At 61.6% G+C, this 16,937-nt stretch carries 14 protein-coding genes; 10 read left to right on the top strand and 4 right to left on the bottom strand.

Annotation, left to right across the window (positions count from 1 at the left end):
• The first annotated feature begins 188 nt into the window (after window positions 1-188).
• Window positions 189-1,934 carry a single-stranded-DNA-specific exonuclease RecJ gene (gene recJ / locus BMX62_RS02875; RefSeq protein WP_090203849.1) on the top strand — a complete coding sequence of 582 codons (1,746 nt, stop codon included), beginning with the start codon at window positions 189-191 and terminating at the stop codon, window positions 1,932-1,934.
• Between the two features lie 18 nt (window positions 1,935-1,952).
• Window positions 1,953-2,639 carry a cytochrome b/b6 domain-containing protein gene (locus tag BMX62_RS02870; RefSeq protein ID WP_090203846.1) on the top strand — a complete coding sequence of 229 codons (687 nt, stop codon included), beginning with the start codon at window positions 1,953-1,955 and terminating at the stop codon, window positions 2,637-2,639.
• Between the two features lie 63 nt (window positions 2,640-2,702).
• Here the strand turns inward: BMX62_RS02870 and BMX62_RS02865 are convergent, their stop codons facing one another.
• On the bottom strand, window positions 2,703-3,161 hold the full coding sequence (locus BMX62_RS02865) for a c-type cytochrome (protein ID WP_090203842.1): 459 nt from the start codon (window positions 3,159-3,161) through the stop codon (window positions 2,703-2,705).
• A gap of 248 nt (window positions 3,162-3,409) precedes the next feature.
• On the opposite strand from BMX62_RS02865, the gene BMX62_RS02860 reads away from it, so the two are divergent.
• Together BMX62_RS02860 and BMX62_RS02855 are read left to right on the top strand one after the other, a co-directional pair.
• Window positions 3,410-5,035 (top strand): methyl-accepting chemotaxis protein, encoded by a 1,626-nt coding sequence (locus tag BMX62_RS02860; RefSeq protein ID WP_090203839.1) that lies wholly within the window; start codon window positions 3,410-3,412, stop codon window positions 5,033-5,035.
• A gap of 40 nt (window positions 5,036-5,075) precedes the next feature.
• Window positions 5,076-5,762, top strand: a complete 687-nt coding sequence (locus BMX62_RS02855) for an HAD family hydrolase (RefSeq protein ID WP_090203836.1) — start codon at window positions 5,076-5,078, stop codon at window positions 5,760-5,762.
• A 6-nt stretch (window positions 5,763-5,768) separates the two neighbouring features.
• On the opposite strand, the gene BMX62_RS02850 is transcribed toward BMX62_RS02855, so the two are convergent.
• Window positions 5,769-6,389 (bottom strand): arylesterase, encoded by a 621-nt coding sequence (locus BMX62_RS02850; protein ID WP_090203833.1) that lies wholly within the window; start codon window positions 6,387-6,389, stop codon window positions 5,769-5,771.
• Here BMX62_RS02850 and BMX62_RS02845 point away from each other — a divergent pair.
• The 6 genes from BMX62_RS02845 (at window position 6,388) to truD (ending at window position 15,416) form a co-directional block, all read left to right on the top strand.
• Window positions 6,388-7,077: an ABC transporter ATP-binding protein gene (locus tag BMX62_RS02845; RefSeq protein WP_090203830.1), complete on the top strand. Its 690-nt coding sequence runs from the start codon at window positions 6,388-6,390 to the stop codon at window positions 7,075-7,077. The genes BMX62_RS02850 and BMX62_RS02845 overlap by 2 nt on opposite strands.
• Window positions 7,074-9,566: an ABC transporter permease gene (locus BMX62_RS02840; protein ID WP_090203827.1), complete on the top strand. Its 2,493-nt coding sequence runs from the start codon at window positions 7,074-7,076 to the stop codon at window positions 9,564-9,566. Before BMX62_RS02845 ends, BMX62_RS02840 begins: the two co-directional genes overlap by 4 nt.
• A gap of 30 nt (window positions 9,567-9,596) precedes the next feature.
• Entirely contained in the window at window positions 9,597-11,768 is a 2,172-nt protein-coding gene (relA, locus tag BMX62_RS02835) for a GTP diphosphokinase (RefSeq protein WP_090203824.1), read from the top strand.
• Window positions 11,769-11,927: 159 nt separating this feature from the next.
• Window positions 11,928-12,425 carry a tetratricopeptide repeat protein gene (locus tag BMX62_RS02830; protein WP_238375825.1) on the top strand — a complete coding sequence of 166 codons (498 nt, stop codon included), beginning with the start codon at window positions 11,928-11,930 and terminating at the stop codon, window positions 12,423-12,425.
• Window positions 12,422-14,359, top strand: coding sequence for a DNA repair helicase YoaA (locus tag BMX62_RS02825; protein ID WP_090203821.1), 1,938 nt, complete (start codon window positions 12,422-12,424; stop codon window positions 14,357-14,359). The genes BMX62_RS02830 and BMX62_RS02825 overlap by 4 nt, the downstream gene beginning before the upstream one ends.
• A gap of 37 nt (window positions 14,360-14,396) precedes the next feature.
• Window positions 14,397-15,416 carry a tRNA pseudouridine(13) synthase TruD gene (truD, locus tag BMX62_RS02820; RefSeq protein WP_090203879.1) on the top strand — a complete coding sequence of 340 codons (1,020 nt, stop codon included), beginning with the start codon at window positions 14,397-14,399 and terminating at the stop codon, window positions 15,414-15,416.
• Here truD and tsaB read toward each other — a convergent pair.
• A complete protein-coding gene (tsaB, locus tag BMX62_RS02815) occupies window positions 15,413-16,114 on the bottom strand; it encodes a tRNA (adenosine(37)-N6)-threonylcarbamoyltransferase complex dimerization subunit type 1 TsaB (RefSeq protein ID WP_090203817.1) in 702 nt (233 codons plus the stop codon). The genes truD and tsaB overlap by 4 nt on opposite strands.
• Entirely contained in the window at window positions 16,095-16,799 is a 705-nt protein-coding gene (locus tag BMX62_RS02810; RefSeq protein ID WP_090203813.1) for a Crp/Fnr family transcriptional regulator, read from the bottom strand. The genes tsaB and BMX62_RS02810 overlap by 20 nt, the downstream gene beginning before the upstream one ends.
• Window positions 16,800-16,937: the final 138 nt, after the last annotated feature.

The raw sequence follows: 16,937 nt of genomic DNA, 5'->3' as shown, positions 1-16,937 counted from the left end.
CGGTTCACTCCGTTCAAGCGGGTCAAGGCGATCTTGCTGGAACGGACTGAGCGCCTCCGGTTGGGACTGCTCAACCAGGACTCCAGTTGCTCGCCCAAACCCGGGCGCTATCAACGGAGATCGAATCACCGAATCAGCACTTTCGTGTATGAAATTCGGAGCAGTCAATCTGCAAGGGTAACCTCATCATGAAGACAGTGCGGCGACTACAACGCCGAAATACCGGGAGCAAGGGCGCTGATTTACTGTCCCGACTCTACGGAAACCGGGGAGTGCCAGACCCTCAGGAGCTGGATCACGGTCTTTCCGGGCTGGCCCCGTTTGAGGCGCTGAGCGGAATCCATCAGGCCACAGCCTTGCTGGAACAGGCGCTCATCCAGGAGCAGCGGATTTTAGTGATCGGGGACTTTGACGCCGATGGCGCTACCAGCACCGCTTTGGCCCTGCGCGCCCTGCGGGCCATGGGCGCGGTGGCGGTGGATTATCTGGTGCCCAACCGGTTTGAGTACGGCTACGGCCTGACGCCGGAGATTGTGGCGGTGGCTGTGGAGCGGCAGCCGGATTTGATCATCACCGTAGACAATGGCATTGCCAGTCTGGAAGGGGTGGTAGCGGCCCGGAATCGGGGTATACGGGTATTGGTGACCGATCATCATTTACCAGGAAGCAAGCTACCCGAGGCCGAGGCCATCGTCAATCCTAATCTGCCCGATGACCCCTTTCCCAGCAAAGCCCTGGCCGGGGTCGGGGTCATTTTCTATGTGATGGTGGCCCTGCGCGCCCGCTTGCGCCAACAGGGCTGGTTTCAGCATCGAGGTATCCCCGAGCCTAATCTGGGCACTTTGCTGGACCTGGTGGCCCTGGGCACCGTGGCAGACGTGGTATCCCTGGATCGGAATAATCGCATTCTGGTGGCCCAGGGATTACGGCGCATGCGGGCTGGACAGGCGTCGCCGGGGATTTTAGCCCTGTTGCAGGTGGCGGGCCGTAATCTGGCCCGAACCGTTGCCGCGGACCTGGGATTTGCCGCCGGCCCTCGCCTGAATGCAGCGGGGCGTATGGACGATATGGGGATAGGTATCGAATGTCTGCTGACTGACGATCCGGTCCATGCCCTGGCCCTGGCCCAGGCACTGGATGACCTGAACCGGGAGCGGCGGGAGGTGGAAGCCCAGATGCAGGATCAGGCTCTGGACAGTCTGGCCCCGTTACTGGAGCGGGGGTTGACCGGTGCGGGCAGCCATGGCCTGTGCCTGTACGAACCCAGCTGGCATCAGGGGGTGATCGGCATTGTCGCCGCCCGTATCAAGGATCGCCTGCATCGCCCCGTGATTGCCTTTGCCGATGCCGGTGACGGATTGCTCAAAGGCTCAGCCCGTTCCATTCCCGGTTTACATGTTCGAGATGCACTGGAGGCCATAGCCACCACCCATCCGGGCCTGGTGACTAAATTTGGTGGCCATGCCATGGCGGCAGGTCTGAGCCTGCCGGCGGTGCATTTTGAGTCCTTTCAGCAGGTGTTTGACGATACCGTGCGCCGGTGGGTTGATCCGGCGAATCTGGAGGGTGTGATTTGCAGTGATGGCCCCCTGTCTCCCCAGGAACTGACCCTGGAGACTGCCGAGATCTTGCGTGCCGGCGGTCCCTGGGGGCAGGGATTCCCGGAGCCTTTGTTCGACGGTGAGTTTGAGGTACTGGAGCGACGCTGGCTCAAGGGCAGGCATCTGCGCCTGCGTCTGCGCCATCCCGAAGGGGAAGAAGCCATTACCGGTATTGCCTTCAACGCTGACCCGGAAGACTGGCCAGAGGATCGGGAGCGAATGCACCTGGCCTATCGTCTGGACAGCAACGAGTACCGGGGTCTGTGCTCGGTGCAGATGGTGGTGGAGCACGTCTTCGTGGGCGACCATTTTTGGTATGGTCGAGGCTGTTAATTGCCATCTGGAGGTTTTATGGACACAGGGTATGCAAGACATTACGGCAAGATCATTCGAATCTGGGATTTGCCCACCCGGCTTTTTCACGGGGCTTTAATCATCCTGTTGGTGGGGCTGTGGTACACCAGCCGGGACGTGATGACCCTGCATTGGCACATGTGGCTGGGGTATGGGTTGATTGCCCTTTTGCTGTTTCGGATTCTTTGGGGGGTGATGGGTACCCAATCTGCCCGTTTTTCGGATTTTATCGCCGGGCCGGTGACGGTGTTCCAGTATTTCAAGGGGTTGTTCAGTGGCGACAGCCACCGGCATCCCGGTCACAATCCCATGGGGGGGTGGGCGGTGATGATCATGCTGGGCCTGTTGCTGTTCCAGTCCTTCACCGGTTTGTTTGCCAATGATCAGATTTTCAACCGGGGCCCCTTTGCCCGCATGGTGTCATCGTCCACCAGTGACTGGCTCACCGGTCTGCACAAGTTCACTTTTGACCTGATTTTGGTCATGGTGGGCATCCACATCACGGCGGTGCTGCTGTACTGGCTGCTGAAGCGGGATAATCTGATCCTGCCCATGATCACCGGGCGCAAGCGGGTGACCTGGTACGGGGCCGAGGATGTGAAGTTTGCCAACCTGTGGTGGGCGGTGCTGCTGCTGGCGGTCTGTTCCGCTCTGGTGTGGGCGGGGATCACCTACATTCCGTGATACCCCAAGGTTTGCCCTTGGGGTTCATGGGGCAGGGGGGGTATTCCCCCCTTGCCTTTTGGATCAGCGACGGGCGACCCGGAAATCGTCGTGACAGGTCCGGCAGGTTTGGCCCAGGCGGCCAATTTCCATACGAATCTGACGCTCGTTGGCATCGCTGTTGACCACGTCCAGCAGCCGGTTGGCCTGGGTTTCAAAGTCCCGGGCCATGGCGTCAAAACGGGCGCGATCAGTCCAGACCTCAGGTCTGGAGGCCGTGTTGCCCACATCGGAACCGTCTACATAGCCTTGCCAGGGCAGGTCAGCGGTACGGGCCATCTGTTCGGCGTACTTGGCCAGTTCTTCCCGGTCAAAAGGTCTGTCTCCCTGGGCCATGGCGCCCATGGGGCCCATGTTCCATTTGAAGACCTGGAACACCGCCTTGCGGTATTCGATGGCGTCTTCCGGGTCCACCGCCCAGGCGGTGCCTGCGGCCAGGGTCAGGATCAGTCCGGCAATCAGTGCCTTTGTTTGGGTTTTCATAATCTCTCCGTCATGGATGGTTGTGGGCGTCAGTTTAACATTCCTGACCTGTTGATACCGATGCCTATCCCATCATCGCCAAAAATCTCGCTTATCCCCCCAGTCTCCGCCCGGCGGAGGCGCTGACAGAGGAGGTTCAAGGAACGGGTGCTACCGCCGATATTACGGATAAAGTAGCTTGGGGAGGCATGGCATCCTCCCGGCTTGGCACCGGTTTCGGTGTCGATTGCATAATCAGGAGACATCTCATGGGAATCAGCCTTACTCTCCGTCAGCGCCTGGCGCTGATGATGGCGTCGGCCTTGTTGCTGATGTCCGCCATCGCCCTGATGGGCTGGGTCGGCATTGTACAGATTGAACAGCGTCTGCAGTCGGTCTACGACGACCGATTGGAGCCGATGGGGCAGTTGGGACGGATCAGCGAGCGAATCGCCGACTCACGGATGCAGTTGCGCATGGCCTTGAGCGATACCCGGCCCAATGCCATTGATACTGCGCTGCGCCGGGTTCGAGAGAATCAGCAGACCATGGATCGCATCTGGGCTGATTACAAGCAGACCACTCTGACGCCAAGGGAAGCTCAGCTGGCCGCCAGCTTCGAGCGCCAGTGGGCAGAACTGGATCGACGGGGGCTGACTCCGGTGATGGAACAGCTCAGGGCGGGGCAATGGGAAGCCACAGAGCAGTTATTGCAGCGGGAAGTCAATCAGCTCTATCAGCAAGCTGCAGACACCTTGCGCACTTTGATGGATTTGCAACTGGAAGTGGCCAGGGAAGCCTATCAGGATTCTTTGGCGCTCAAGGGACAGATCCGTAATGGCATGATTTTGTTGTTGGTACTGGCTTATGTTGTCACCCTGCTCGGTGGGCTGTTGCTGCTCAAACGTATTACGGGTGCGGTGGATCAGCTGGTGGCGGCCAGTGGCCGGATGGCCGACGGGGATCTGACGGTGGTTGTGGATGATCATAGCCATGACGAACTGGGGCGGGTGTCCCGGTCTTTTAATCGCATGGGGGACAGCTTCCGTAGCATCATTGGTCAGGTCAACGGCGCCACTGCCCAGTTATCAGCCGCCTCGGAACAGCTTTCTGTGGTGACTGAACAGACCTTGCGGCGGGTAGGGGATCAGCATTCCCAGACCGAACTGGTGGCCACGGCCATGAATCAGATGACCTCCACCGTGATGGAGGTGGCGCGCAGTGCCACCGAGGCATCCACGGCAGCAGCCAAGGCCAATGACGAATCCAGGGAATCCCAGGCGGTTTCCTCTCAGGCCATCAAGGCCATTCAGGAGTTGGCCCGGGAGATCAGTGGGGCTGCCGATGTGATTCAGCAACTAGAGGCAAACAGCGAAAAAATTGGTGCCGTACTGGATGTGATTCAGGGCATTGCCGAGCAGACCAATCTGCTGGCCTTGAATGCTGCCATTGAGGCTGCCCGGGCCGGAGAGCAGGGGCGTGGTTTTGCCGTGGTGGCCGATGAAGTGCGAACTCTGGCCAGCCGTACCCAAAGCTCCACCCGGGAAATTGAGTCCATGATCAAGTCCCTGCAGGAAGGTGCCAGAAGCGCGGTGCAGGTGATGCAAGCCGGTCGCCAGCGGGCTGAAGAGACTTCCACCGGCGCCAGTGAAGCGGACAAATCCCTGCGAACCATCGTGTCCGCCGTGGGGACCATTACGGACATGAGCGGTCAGATTGCCAGCGCTGCAGAGGAACAAAGTGCCGTGGCTGAAGATATTAACCGCAATGTGGTCCGTATCAGCGAAAGTGGCCACGATGTGTCCTCCGGCGCCCAGGAAACCGCCCAGGCGGCACAGAATCTGGCCCGGTTGGCGGCAGAACTGCGCGTTGCGATGGAGCGATTCCAGGTATAGTCGCCTGTATTCTGCACCGGCTAACGGGTATGCTTCGGCCATGGACATACGCTGCATCACCTTCGACCTGGATGATACCCTGTGGGACTGTGCCCCGGTGATCCAGAATGCGGAACGGGTTTTTCACCACTGGCTTGGGGTTCATTACCCACGTATTGCCGAGCGTCACAGCCTGGAGGCCATGATCCGTCACCGTCAGGCCTGGTTTGCCGAGCGCCGGCACCTGCACTACGACATGACCCGGCTGCGCAAGCACTGGTTGCGCATCCTGGCGGCCCAGTCGGGCTACGGGGACGAACTGGTGGAACCGGCGTTCCGGGTGTTCTGGGAGGCCCGCAATCAGGTGTCTCTCTACGACGATGTGCTGGAGACCCTGGATCGTCTCCGGGGCCATTTTCGCATCGGCGCCATCACCAATGGCAATGCCTGTGTGCATCACATCGGCATCGGTGACCGGTTCGATTTTGTGATCACTTCCGCCGCTGCCGGGGCCGCCAAGCCATCGGCGCGAATTTTCACCGCCGCCCTGGACGAGGCCGGTGTGGCCGCGTCCGAGACCCTGCACGTGGGAGATGATGCAGAGCGGGATGTGCGTGGCGCGGCCCGGGTGGGGATGCGTGCCGCCTGGGTCAATCCCCATGCCCTGGTGTGGGAGCACGGGGGGTCGCCACCGGATCTGACCCTGAGTTCGGTATCGGAATTGCCGGCCCGGTTGTTGCTTCGGTGAGCGGTATCACCTTCCCTGGGCCAGCACCGCCTCCAGTACCCCCCATACTGTCTCCAGCATGATCGGCTGGGCCTGGGCGGTGGGATGAATGCCATCCGCCTGCATCAGGTCCGGCTCCAGGGCCACCCCCTCCAGCAGGAACGGTACCAGGGGAATCTGATATTCCGCCGCCAGTTCGTGGTAGATTTGGTGGAACCTCTGGGTAAACTGTCTGCCCAAGTTGGGCGGTACCTGAATCCCCACCAGCACCACCTGGGCGCCCTGGTCCCCACTGAGCTGGATCATGCGGGACAGATTGTGCCGAATTTCGTCCAGGGCGACGCCCCGCAATCCGTCATTGCCGCCCAGGCTGATGATCACCAGTTCGGGTTGATGTCGTTCCAGGGCGCGGGGCAAGCGGGTCAGGCCGCCACGGGTGGTTTCTCCGCTGATGCTGGCATTGACCACGGTCCAGGTGTGGCCGTTTTGTTCCAGGCGCTGTTCCAGCAGGGCCACCCAGCCCTGTTCCACCGGGATGCCCCAGGCGGCGCTCAGGCTGTCTCCCATGATCAGCAGGGCAGGCCGTTCGGCCATCGCCGAAGCGGGCAGGCATAACATGCACAGCAAGAAAAGGAGTCGTGATCCCATGGTGTCTCAATCCTCCGCCGCCGTGGTATCGGCAAGCCGTCTGGTCAAATCTGTTCATGGTCCGGGGGGTGAACTGGCCATTTTAAAGGGTGTGGACCTGACGGTGACAACTGCCGAAGTGGTGGCCATCGTCGGGGCTTCCGGTTCAGGCAAGTCCACCCTGCTGGGTTTGCTGGCGGGATTGGACCTGCCCACGGCCGGCGAGGTTCAGTTGTTGGGCCGTGCCTTGGGGGGGCTGACCGAAGATCAACGGGCCATGCTGCGGGCCGGTCAAGTGGGGTTTGTATTTCAGTCCTTCCAGCTGCTGCCGGCCTTGACGGCACTGGAGAACGTGATGCTGACCCTGGAACTGTCCGGGCGGGCCGGGGATGCACGGACCGGGGCCATGGAGGCCTTGGAGCAGGTGGGACTGGCCCGGCGGATGGCCCATTATCCCGGCCAGCTTTCCGGTGGTGAGCAGCAGCGGGTGGCCATCGCCCGGGCCTTTGCCGCCCATCCCAGGGTGCTGTTTGCCGATGAACCCACTGGCAATCTGGATCAACAGACCGGAGAACAGATCATCCGCCTGCTGTTCAATCTCAAGGCGGTTTATGGCACGGCCTTGGTGCTGGTGACCCATGACATGGCGCTGGCGGACCGCTGCGAGCGGCGCTACCGACTCAATGACGGCGTGCTGGAGGCGGCATGAATCAGGTGTTGCGGTATTCCTGGCTGTCCCTGGGACGGGAATGGCGTGCCGGTGAATTGCGCATTTTGGCCATGGCTCTGGTCATTGCAGTGGCAGCCGTCACTTCGGTCAGTTTCTTTACCGATCGGGTGCAGCGGGGCCTGTCCCAGCAATCGACCCAGCTTCTGGGGGGGGATTTGAGTATCACCTCGTCTGCGCCCCTGGCGCCGGCGGTGGTCCAGCAGGCTGCCCATCTGGAACTGGAGACGGCCCGTCATGTGACTTTCCCCAGCGTCGTCATGACCGATGAGGCCTCCCAGCTTACGGAGATCAAGGCGGTCAGTGACCGCTGGCCCCTGCGGGGTTCGGTGCGGGTCAGTGATGTGCTCTTTGGAGAGGAGCGGGAAATCCACCGGGTACCTGACCGGGGTGAGGTCTGGGCCGAACCTCGCCTGTTACAGCTGCTGGGTCTGGCGGTGGGTGACCGGTTGCAGGTGGGGGATCTGGAAATGACCCTGACCCAGGTGCTCACCTACGAGCCGGACCGGGGCAGTGACCTGTTTCAGTTGGGCCCCAGGGTACTGATATCCCTGGAAGACCTGGAAGCCACCGGACTGGTGGTGCCGGGCAGTCGGGTGAGTCACCGTCTGTTGGTGGCCGGCAGCGAATCCCAGGTGGCCGCGTTTCGCAACTGGGCCCAGGAGAACCTGACGGAGCGGGAGCGTCTGGAGGGGGTTGGGGATGCCCGACCCGAACTGCAGGGGGCCATTGCCCGGGGTGAGCAATTTCTGGGACTGGCGGCTCTGGTGGCGGTGCTGCTGGCGGGGGGCGCGGTGGCGGTGGCGGCCCGGCACTACAGCGATCGTCAGTCCGATGTGAGCGCCGTCATGCGTTGTCTGGGAGCGTCACGGGCCTTTGTATTGCAGGTGTTCATTTTACGCATCCTCTGGCTGGCCCTGCTGGCCAGTGCCGTGGGGCTGGTGCTGGGCTTTCTGGCCCAATGGTTTTTAGCGGCCTTGCTGGCTCAGTGGTTCCCCGGCACATTGCCATTGCCGTCTCTGTGGCCGGCATTCACGGGGCTTGGGGTGGGGGTGGTCACCGCCCTGGGGTTTGGTCTGCCGGCCCTGTTGCGGATTGGTCAGGTGCCGCCCCTGCGGGTGCTCCGGCGCGACCTGGGAGCGCCACCCCCGGCCATGTGGCTGGCTCTGGTGCTAGCCTTGACCGCACTGGGGGGACTGCTGTTGTGGCAGGCGGGAGATGTACGACTGGCGGCCTGGGTTCTGGGGGGCGCCGGCCTGACGGTGGTGCTCCTGTGGGGGGCTGCATGGGCCTTGGTGCAGGGACTCAAGCCCCTGCGTACCCGGGGCGGCGTGGCCTTGCGATTTGGTCTGGCCAATCTGTCCCGGCGCGGGGCCTTGAGTGCGGTCCAGCTGGCAGCCTTTGGACTGGGGATCATGGCCCTGTTGCTGCTGGCGCTGGTGCGGGTGGATTTGCTCTCCAGCTGGGAGGGCAGCCTGCCGCCGGAAGCCCCTAACCATTTCATGATCAATGTTCAGCCAGATCAGGTGGACCCTTTGCAAAGCCTGTTCGAGGCAGAAGGTTTGCCGGCCCCCGTGTATTACCCCATGATTCGTGGTCGCCTGGTGGCGGTGAACGATACACCGGTGGATCCGGAAACATTGACCAATCCCAGGGCAGAGCGGTTGGCTTCCCGGGAGTTCAACCTTTCCTTTGCCCGTGAACTGCAGCCAGACAATCAGGTGGTGGCGGGTCGGTGGTGGTCCGACGATACCGATGGCCAGGAGTTTTCCATCGAAGAGGGGCTGGCCCAGACTCTGGGCCTTGGGCTGGGTGATGTACTGGAATTTAGCATATCCGGCGAAAGGGTCACCGGCCAGATCACCAGCCTGCGCAGCGTGGACTGGAATTCCTTCAATGTGAATTTCTTTGTGCTGTCACCGCCGGGCCTGCTGGAGGATCAGCCTGTCACCTATGTGACCAGCTTCCATCTGGCAGAGGGGCGTGCCGACCTGTTGACGGCCATGGTGAGACAGTTCCCCAGCATCACCATCCTGGATGTGCGGGCCTTGATGCAGCAGGTGCGTGACATCATCGACCGGGCCAGCCTTGCGGTGGAATATGTGTTTTTATTCACCCTGGCGGCAGGGGTGACCGTGCTCTACGCAGCCATTCATGCCACCCGGGATCTGCGTCGGCGGGAAAGTGCCATTTTGCGCACTCTGGGGGCCGGTCGGCGTCAGGTACTGATGGGCTTGTTGGCAGAATTTACCGTCATGGGGGCTTTGGCGGGTCTGCTGGCCAGCGCAGGTGCCAGTGGTATTGGCTGGGTGCTGGCCCATCAGGTGTTCGATTTGTCCTATGCCTTCAATCCCTGGCTTTGGGTGCTGGGTATCGCCGGCGGTGCCCTGGGTGTCGGTCTTGCCGGCTGGTTGGGTACCCGTGCGGTGTTGCGTCAGCCGCCTTTGCTGACCCTGCGTCAGCTCCCCTGATCGGGTTAGAAATGGATATACTCTGCCTCCATGCGCCATACCCGATACGATAAGTCATCCCTGGTTCATGAGTCCCGTGAGGCCCTGGTGGAGCGGTTTACCCCGCCAGGGGGCGGCCCGGACGTGCGCCTGTCCATGGCGCTGACCCATGCCCTGAAAGAACATGACCGCCAGCCCCGTCAGCCCCATTGCCTGGATGTGGCCGAGAATCTGCGGGTATTGGGGGTGGATAAAGATACCCTGATTGCAGCCCTGTTGCTGGACGCCCATTTTGACGAGAGTGTGTCTGACGAGGATCTGTCCCGTCATTTTGGCGAGTCGGTGTCCCGACTGGTGAAAAATGTCCATCTGCTGACCCGCTTTAGCAGTGCCCCAGGTCAGTTGGACGGGACACCGGAGCAGGCAGAGCGATTGCGTCGCATGTTGCTGGCGATGGTGGATGATGTACGGGCCGTGCTCATCAAGCTGGCTTACCGCCTGCAACATCTGCGGCTGATGTCCCAGGACCCGGATGCCCTGGCCCGATCCTATGCCCGGGAGACCCAGGAAATCTTCACGCCCCTGGCCAATCGTCTGGGGGTGGCTCAGCTCAAGTGGGAAATGGAAGACCTGGCCTTTCGTATTCAAAGTCCGGAACATTACCGCATGGTGGCCCGGTTGCTGGAGGAAAGCCGGCTGGAGCGGGAGCAGTATATTCAGGACTTCACCGATCGTCTGCGGTTGGCGCTGGAGGAAGAGCAGGTGGTCGCAGATGTGCGGGGCCGACCCAAGCATATCTACAGCATCTGGAAGAAGATGGACCGCAAACAGCTGGAATTTCAGGATTTATATGATTTGCGGGCGGTTCGGGTGATTGTGGATCGGGTGTCCACCTGCTATGCGGTGCTGGGGGTGGTGCATAGCCGCTGGCCCCATATTCCCAAGGAATTTGACGATTATATTGCCAACCCCAAAGACAATGGCTATCAGTCCCTGCACACAGCGGTGCTAGGCCCCCAGGGCAAGGTGGTCGAGGTGCAGATCCGCACCCGTGACATGGATGCCTTTGCCGAATTGGGGGTGGCGGCCCACTGGCGCTACAAGGAAGGCGGTCGGGAGGATCAGGCGCTGATGCGGGCCATTGCTTCCCTGCGTCGCCTGCTGGAGCATCAGGACAACGACCGGGAATTGCTGGAGGATTTTCGTTCGGAGTTATTTCAAGACCGGGTGTTTGTATTGACCCCCAGGGGGGATGTGGTGGATCTGCCCAAAGGCGCCACCCCCCTGGACTTTGCCTACACCATTCATACCGAGGTGGGTCATCGTTGTCGAGGCGCCAAGATCAATGGCCGTATTGTGCCTTTGACCTATGAACTGCGTTCTGGTGAGCGGGTAGAAATCCTCACCACCCGTCAGGGCGGTCCCAGCCGGGACTGGATGAATCCCAATATGGGGTATCTGCGGACTTCGCGGGCCAGGGCCAAGGCCCGCAGTTGGTTCAAGTTCCAGGATCATGACAAGAATCTGCAGGAAGGCCGGCAGATTCTGGAGCGGGAAGTTCAGCGACAGGGAGGCACTGAACCGGATATGGACGAGTTGCTCAGACGCTTTCATCAGCCCAGCCGGGATGAACTGTTGGTGGCCATCGGCGCCGGCGAGATCACGCCCGCCCAGTTGGCCAGTGCCCTGCAGGTGCCCATCACCCCCACTGCAGAGGAAACGCTTATGGGACGGCGTAGCCGTCGTCCCGCCAGCAAGGCTGGCAATGGTGAAAAAGGGATTCAGATCCGGGGGGTGGGGAACCTGCTCACCCAGGTGGCCCGCTGTTGCCGACCCGTACCGGGGGATGCCATTGTGGGGTACATCACCAGAGGCAAGGGGGTCACCATTCATCGGCGAGACTGTGTCAATATTCTGCGAATGCCCACGGAAAAGCGCTACCGTCTGGTAGAGGTGAGCTGGGGCGAAGAGCGTCAGGCCTATCCGGTGGTGGTGCATGTGGAGGCCTTTGACCGTCAGGGACTGTTGCGGGATATCACCCAGGTACTGGCCAATGACCGGGTTAACGTGCTGGCCGCCTCTACCCGTACCGATCCATCGGAACGTACCGTAACCATGGATCTGACCCTGGAGATCGCCGATACGGGGCAACTGAGTGCCGTGATGGACAAGATCGGTGCCTTGCCCAATATTTTTGCGGTACGGCGAGTGGCCACGGCCTGATCTCGTGCCGATTTACCCTTGATGGAGCCGCCGCGTGTGAAATCCCATGATTCCCTTGTTTGGTACCTGGCGCCGCTGGCTGTACTGATCATGCTCTCGGGTTGTGCTGCTGCGCCTGATATACGGGCACCTGCCCCAGTGCCTGTGCCGCCGCCGTCAGTGCCTGCACCTGCCCCGGTGCCGGTACCAGAGCCGGTGCCCCTGCCCCGACCGGAGGTGCGAGCACCCCAGGCACCAGTGATTGCCGGTGATCCCCGGCCAGGGCGTATGCCGGGAGGAGAAGGGGCTGGTCAACGGCCCCCATCGGCCCCACAGGCCCGGCCACCGGCGGTGGTGGCCCTGGCAGGAGATGCAGAACGTCACCTCATGGCTGATCAGCCTGAACGGGCCGCTGCGGCTCTGGAACGTGCGTTGCGTATTGCCCCTGATGATGCGTTGCTCTGGCACCGTTTGGCCCAGGTTCGATTAAACCAGGGTCAGGCAGAGGAAGCCGAGAGTCTGGCGGCCAAGTCCAATGATCTGGCCAGAGGGGATCGCGCCCTGCAGGCAGATAACTGGCAGATCATTGCCCAGGCCCGGCGGCTGCGGGGCGATGAACGCGGTGCCAGGGAAGCCCTGGAACGGTCCCGTCGACTCCAGCCGGAGCGTACTGGATGAGCGGGGGCAATACCGTAGTGGCGTTGCTGGGGGATGATGGTCCCCTGGCGAAGGCCATTACGGGGTTTCGGGCACGCCTGCCCCAGCAACAGATGGCTGCCGCCGTGGCCCAGGTGCTGGCGGAGGGGGGGACGTTGGTGGCCGAAGCGGGTACCGGTGTAGGCAAGACGTTTGCCTATCTGGTGCCGGTGCTTGTAGATGGGCGCAAGGTCATTGTCTCCACCGGCACCCGCAATCTTCAGGACCAGTTGTTCCACAAAGACCTGCCCCTGCTCTGTCAGGCCCTGGGGTTGTCGGTACGACGGGCCTTGCTCAAGGGGCGTTCCAATTACTTATGCACCCATCGTCTGCGTCTGGCTGTGGCAGAGGGCCCATTGTTGCCAGCCCGGTTACATGCTCCCTTGCAACAGGTGGAGCGCTGGGCGGCGGGCACACGGACAGGGGATGTGGCGGAGCTGTCCCAGTTACCGGAGGATGCAGAGATCTGGGCCAGGGTCACGTCCACGGTGGACAATTGCCTGGGTACGGACTGTTCCGATTATCAGGACTGTCATGTGTTGCGGGCCCGTCGTCGTGCCCAGGAGGCGGATTTGGTGGTGATTAATCACCATCTGCTGCTGGCGGATCTGGCCCTCAAGGATGAGGGTTTTGGCGATTTGCTGCCTTCGGCAGCGGCTTTTATTCTCGATGAAGCCCACCAGTTGCCGGATGTGGCAGGTCATTTTTTTGGTGTGACCCTCAGTGCCCGCCAGTTGTTGGAACTGGCACGGGATACGGTGGCTGAACAGGTCAACGAAGCACCGGACATGCCCTGGTTGCGGGAATGTGCCGATGATCTGGTCAAAGCGGTTAAGGATTTTCGTCTGGCCATGGGAGAAGGGATGCGCCGCGCCCCCTGGTCGACCCTGGCGGTGGCGCCGGGTATGGCGGTGGCCATGGAATCTCTGCAGACGGCCCTGCAATCCTTAAGCGAAGCCCTGGCGTTGGCAGCTCAGCGGGGCAAGGGACTGGAAGGCTGCGCCCGCCGGGTGCAGGATCAGCTACAGCGTCTGGCCTTGTTTGGTGGCCCCCGGGAGGATGCGGTGCAATGGTACGAGACCTGGACCCGGACCTTCAGTTTGCATTTGACCCCCCTGGATGTGGCAAGTCTGTTCCGTCAGCACCGGGGCGCCTGTGACAGTGCCTGGGTATTCACTTCAGCCACATTGTCGGTAGACGGGAATTTTGACCATTTTAATCGCCGCCTGGGTCTGGACGCCCCCAGAGGCCTGCAGTTGGACAGCCCCTTTGATTATGGGACCAACGCCCGGCTTTATTTGCCTGAAGGGTTGCCCGAACCCAATGCGCCTGGCTATACCGAAGCGGTGGCCCAGGCTGTCCTGCCTCTGATCCAGGCCAACCCTGGTGGTACGTTCATGCTGTTCACCAGTCACCGAGCCTTGCAGGTGGCTGCGGCCTGGTTATCTCATCATCTGGATCGGCCTGTGCTGGTGCAGGGCAGTGCGCCGCGACAGGAACTGGTCACCCGGTTTCGCAAGGTGGGTAACGGTGTGCTGCTGGGGGCGCAAAGTTTCTGGGAGGGTGTGGACGTGAGGGGGCAGGCCCTAAGTTGTGTGGTGATCGACCGCCTGCCCTTTGCCTCCCCTGGCGACCCGGTTCTGGAGGCTCGTATAGCTGCCATTCGTCGGGACGGGGGCAGTCCCTTTACTGCCTTGCAACTCCCTCAGGCAGTGATCGCCCTTAAACAAGGGGTGGGGCGTCTGATCCGTGATCCTCAGGACCGGGGTCTGCTGGTGCTATGTGATCCCCGCTTGCGCAGCAAGTCCTATGGTCGTCTGTTTTTGCAGAGCCTGCCCCCGGTGGAACAGGCCCGGACTTTACCTGAAGCCCTGGATTTTTTACGGCACCTGGCGCCGCAGTCTGAAACCGACTGAATACCTTTGACGATGTTAATGGATGTGGTTCGTATTCATGCATGCAACTCAACGCCCCGACCGTCCCCTGACAGCCGTTTTGCGTCACCGTCCCGAGGATTTTCAGGTGGAGGAAATCCCCGCTACCCTGCCTGATGGGGAGGGTGAGCATGTCTGGCTCCATGTGCGCAAACGGGGCATGAATACCGATGACGTTGCCGTGTTACTCGGGCGCATTGCCGGAGTGCCCCGCCGGGCTGTTGGCTATGCCGGTCGCAAGGACCGCCACGCAGTGACGACCCAATGGTTCAGTGTCCATCTGCCGGGTCGGGAGGCACCGGCCTGGTCCGAGCAGTTACCGCCTGCTGTGGAAGTTCTGGACGCCCGGCGTCACCGGCGTAAACTCCAGACCGGTCACTTGCGGGGCAACCGGTTCGTGCTGGTGCTGCGTCAATGTGCAGGGGATCGGGACAGGGCACAAACCCATTTGGCCCTGCTGCAGCAGCGGGGGGTGCCTAATTTTTTCGGTGCCCAGCGTTTTGGCCGTGATGGCAGTAATGTGGCCAAGGCAGAAGCCCTGTTCCAGGGCACCTTGCTGGTGCGGGATCACAAGCTGCGGGGGATTTATCTGTCGGCTGCCCGGGCAGAAATCTTCAACCAGGTGCTGGCGGCCCGGTTGGACAATGGCACCTGGGACCAGGCCCTGCTCGGTGACGCCCTGCAACTGGATGGGCGGGGTAGTTTTTTCATCAATCAAGGGGATGATCCAACGGTGCCCGAGCGGTTGGCGGCCCAGGCCCTGCACGTGACCGGCCCCTTGTGGGGGTGTGGAGATCTGGCCACCACAGGCCCGGTGGCAGCCCTGGAGTCCGAGATTGCGGCAACCATGCCGGTTCTGGCCCAGGGGCTTGAAGCGGCGGGCCTGACCCAGGAACGGCGGGTTCTGCGCATTCGGCCCCAGGCGTTGAGCTGGCATTGGGAAGACGAGCATACCTTGCAGCTGGATTTCACCCTGCCAGCGGGTGCCTTTGCCACCACTTTGGTGGACGGATTGGCCGATACGGGGGCTTGCGGTTAAATGGCCCTGGAGGGCCGTGGGCCGGGTTTGTGTGCAACCTGGTCGCGCAGGTAAACCGGCAGGGCGGATTCAGCCGAAACCACCTGACCCTGGCGAAAATCCCTGGCGGCCAGTCGGGCCACTTCGGCAGCGCTGGGCAAGGCGTCCGGCATGGGTCTTCCACTCAGGCATGGTCCCAGGCGGGCTTCCAGTACCGCCTGATGGGCAGCCCAACCGTGACCCACCCCCATCCAGCCCTGCCATTGGGGTAGAGGCACATCGCCGGGCGGACAGACCCGCTCCTCGGTAACGGGGACCACCAATCCATCCCCATCCCCATGAAAGGCGCCCCAGTAGACTTCTCCCATACGGGCATCCAGGGCTGCCAGCACCTGATTGGCCCCTTCATCCAGACCCTGTTGGGCCAGGGCGGCCAGTGTGGAAACGGGCACCACCGGCAGGTCGGCAGCAAAGGCAGCCCCCTGAATCACACCCACTGCAATGCGGACTCCGGTAAAGGCTCCAGGTCCCCGGCCAAAGGCCAGAGCATCCAGTTGCCCCAGGGACAGCCCAGCCTCTGCCAGCAGTCCCTCCATCATGGGCAGGATCAGGCGCCCATGGGCACGGGGTTCCACTTCAAATCGAACCCAGATATCCCGATCCAGGAGCAGGGCAGCGGAACAGGCTTCGGTGGCAGTCTCAATGGCCAGCAGTTTCATCAAAATTTTCCAGACCGCTCAGGTTTTTCAGTGCGGTGAGATCGTGCAGATGGATGATACCCGTCTTTTCGGACAGGTAGCCCCGCCGTTTCCAGTCGGCAAAGAATCGGCTGACGGTTTCTACCGTCAAGCCCAGCAGTTCTCCTGTCTCGGTGCGGGACAGAGGCAGGGGCATACTGGGATAATGGCCGTTTCTGGCGTACCAGTAGAGCAGAAAAGCAGCCAGTCGTTCGCTGGCTTTTTTGGTGCCCAGTTCCAGGGCCAGGTTTTCTACCTGTTGCAGGGCCAGCGCCCACCGGGCCAGCAAGGCATGATTGAGTGTGGGGTGGGCGGCCTGAAGTTGCTTGAGCACTGGCAGGGGCAGGCGGCAAATTTGAACCGGAGTGAGGGTGGTGGCTGTGTGGTTATAGGTATGTCCCATCAATCCTTCCGCCCCCAGCACATCACCCTGGGTCAGCAGGCGCAGGATTTGATCCCGGCCATTCACCGCCGTGCGTGTCAGCTTGATGACCCCTTCCTTGAGGGTGAACGCGGCGCTGGCCGGCGCGCCTTCCCGGTAAAGCAGATGACTGGCCGGAAGATTCAGGTGTTCTGATGGATTGTCGAGCTGAAATACCACCTCGTCGGGCAAATCCCCGAACAGGCTGACGGACCGTACCGGACAGCGTCGGCAGTCGTTATCCATCTGGGGGATAGCAGGGCGCCCTGGCAGACGGGGGCTGCGTCGAAGAGAACGACTGGCGGGGGGGCTGCCACCTGGTTTTGGATCACGTGGACTGGACAACGACAAACCCTCTGCTGATTCTGATAACACAACCGATCT

The sequence above is a fragment of the Ectothiorhodospira magna genome, from assembly GCF_900110965.1.
Taxonomy (GTDB): domain Bacteria; phylum Pseudomonadota; class Gammaproteobacteria; order Ectothiorhodospirales; family Ectothiorhodospiraceae; genus Ectothiorhodospira; species Ectothiorhodospira magna.
The sequence above is the reverse complement of the archived record's forward strand: the minus strand, read 5'-3'. Positions and strand labels throughout refer to the sequence as shown.

What these genes read in the sequence shown, in the direction of transcription:
- recJ (WP_090203849.1), top strand. Translation starts at nt 189, where the DNA reads ATGAAGACAGTGCGGCGACTACAACGCCGAAATACCGGGAGCAAGGGC.
- BMX62_RS02870 (WP_090203846.1), top strand. Translation starts at nt 1,953, where the DNA reads ATGGACACAGGGTATGCAAGACATTACGGCAAGATCATTCGAATCTGG.
- BMX62_RS02865 (WP_090203842.1), bottom strand. Translation starts at nt 3,161, where the DNA reads ATGAAAACCCAAACAAAGGCACTGATTGCCGGACTGATCCTGACCCTG.
- BMX62_RS02860 (WP_090203839.1), top strand. Translation starts at nt 3,410, where the DNA reads ATGGGAATCAGCCTTACTCTCCGTCAGCGCCTGGCGCTGATGATGGCG.
- BMX62_RS02855 (WP_090203836.1), top strand. Translation starts at nt 5,076, where the DNA reads ATGGACATACGCTGCATCACCTTCGACCTGGATGATACCCTGTGGGAC.
- BMX62_RS02845 (WP_090203830.1), top strand. Translation starts at nt 6,388, where the DNA reads ATGGTGTCTCAATCCTCCGCCGCCGTGGTATCGGCAAGCCGTCTGGTC.
- BMX62_RS02850 (WP_090203833.1), bottom strand. Translation starts at nt 6,389, where the DNA reads ATGGGATCACGACTCCTTTTCTTGCTGTGCATGTTATGCCTGCCCGCT.
- BMX62_RS02840 (WP_090203827.1), top strand. Translation starts at nt 7,074, where the DNA reads ATGAATCAGGTGTTGCGGTATTCCTGGCTGTCCCTGGGACGGGAATGG.
- relA (WP_090203824.1), top strand. Translation starts at nt 9,597, where the DNA reads ATGCGCCATACCCGATACGATAAGTCATCCCTGGTTCATGAGTCCCGT.
- BMX62_RS02825 (WP_090203821.1), top strand. Translation starts at nt 12,422, where the DNA reads ATGAGCGGGGGCAATACCGTAGTGGCGTTGCTGGGGGATGATGGTCCC.
- truD (WP_090203879.1), top strand. Translation starts at nt 14,397, where the DNA reads ATGCATGCAACTCAACGCCCCGACCGTCCCCTGACAGCCGTTTTGCGT.
- tsaB (WP_090203817.1), bottom strand. Translation starts at nt 16,114, where the DNA reads ATGAAACTGCTGGCCATTGAGACTGCCACCGAAGCCTGTTCCGCTGCC.
- BMX62_RS02810 (WP_090203813.1), bottom strand. Translation starts at nt 16,799, where the DNA reads ATGGATAACGACTGCCGACGCTGTCCGGTACGGTCCGTCAGCCTGTTC.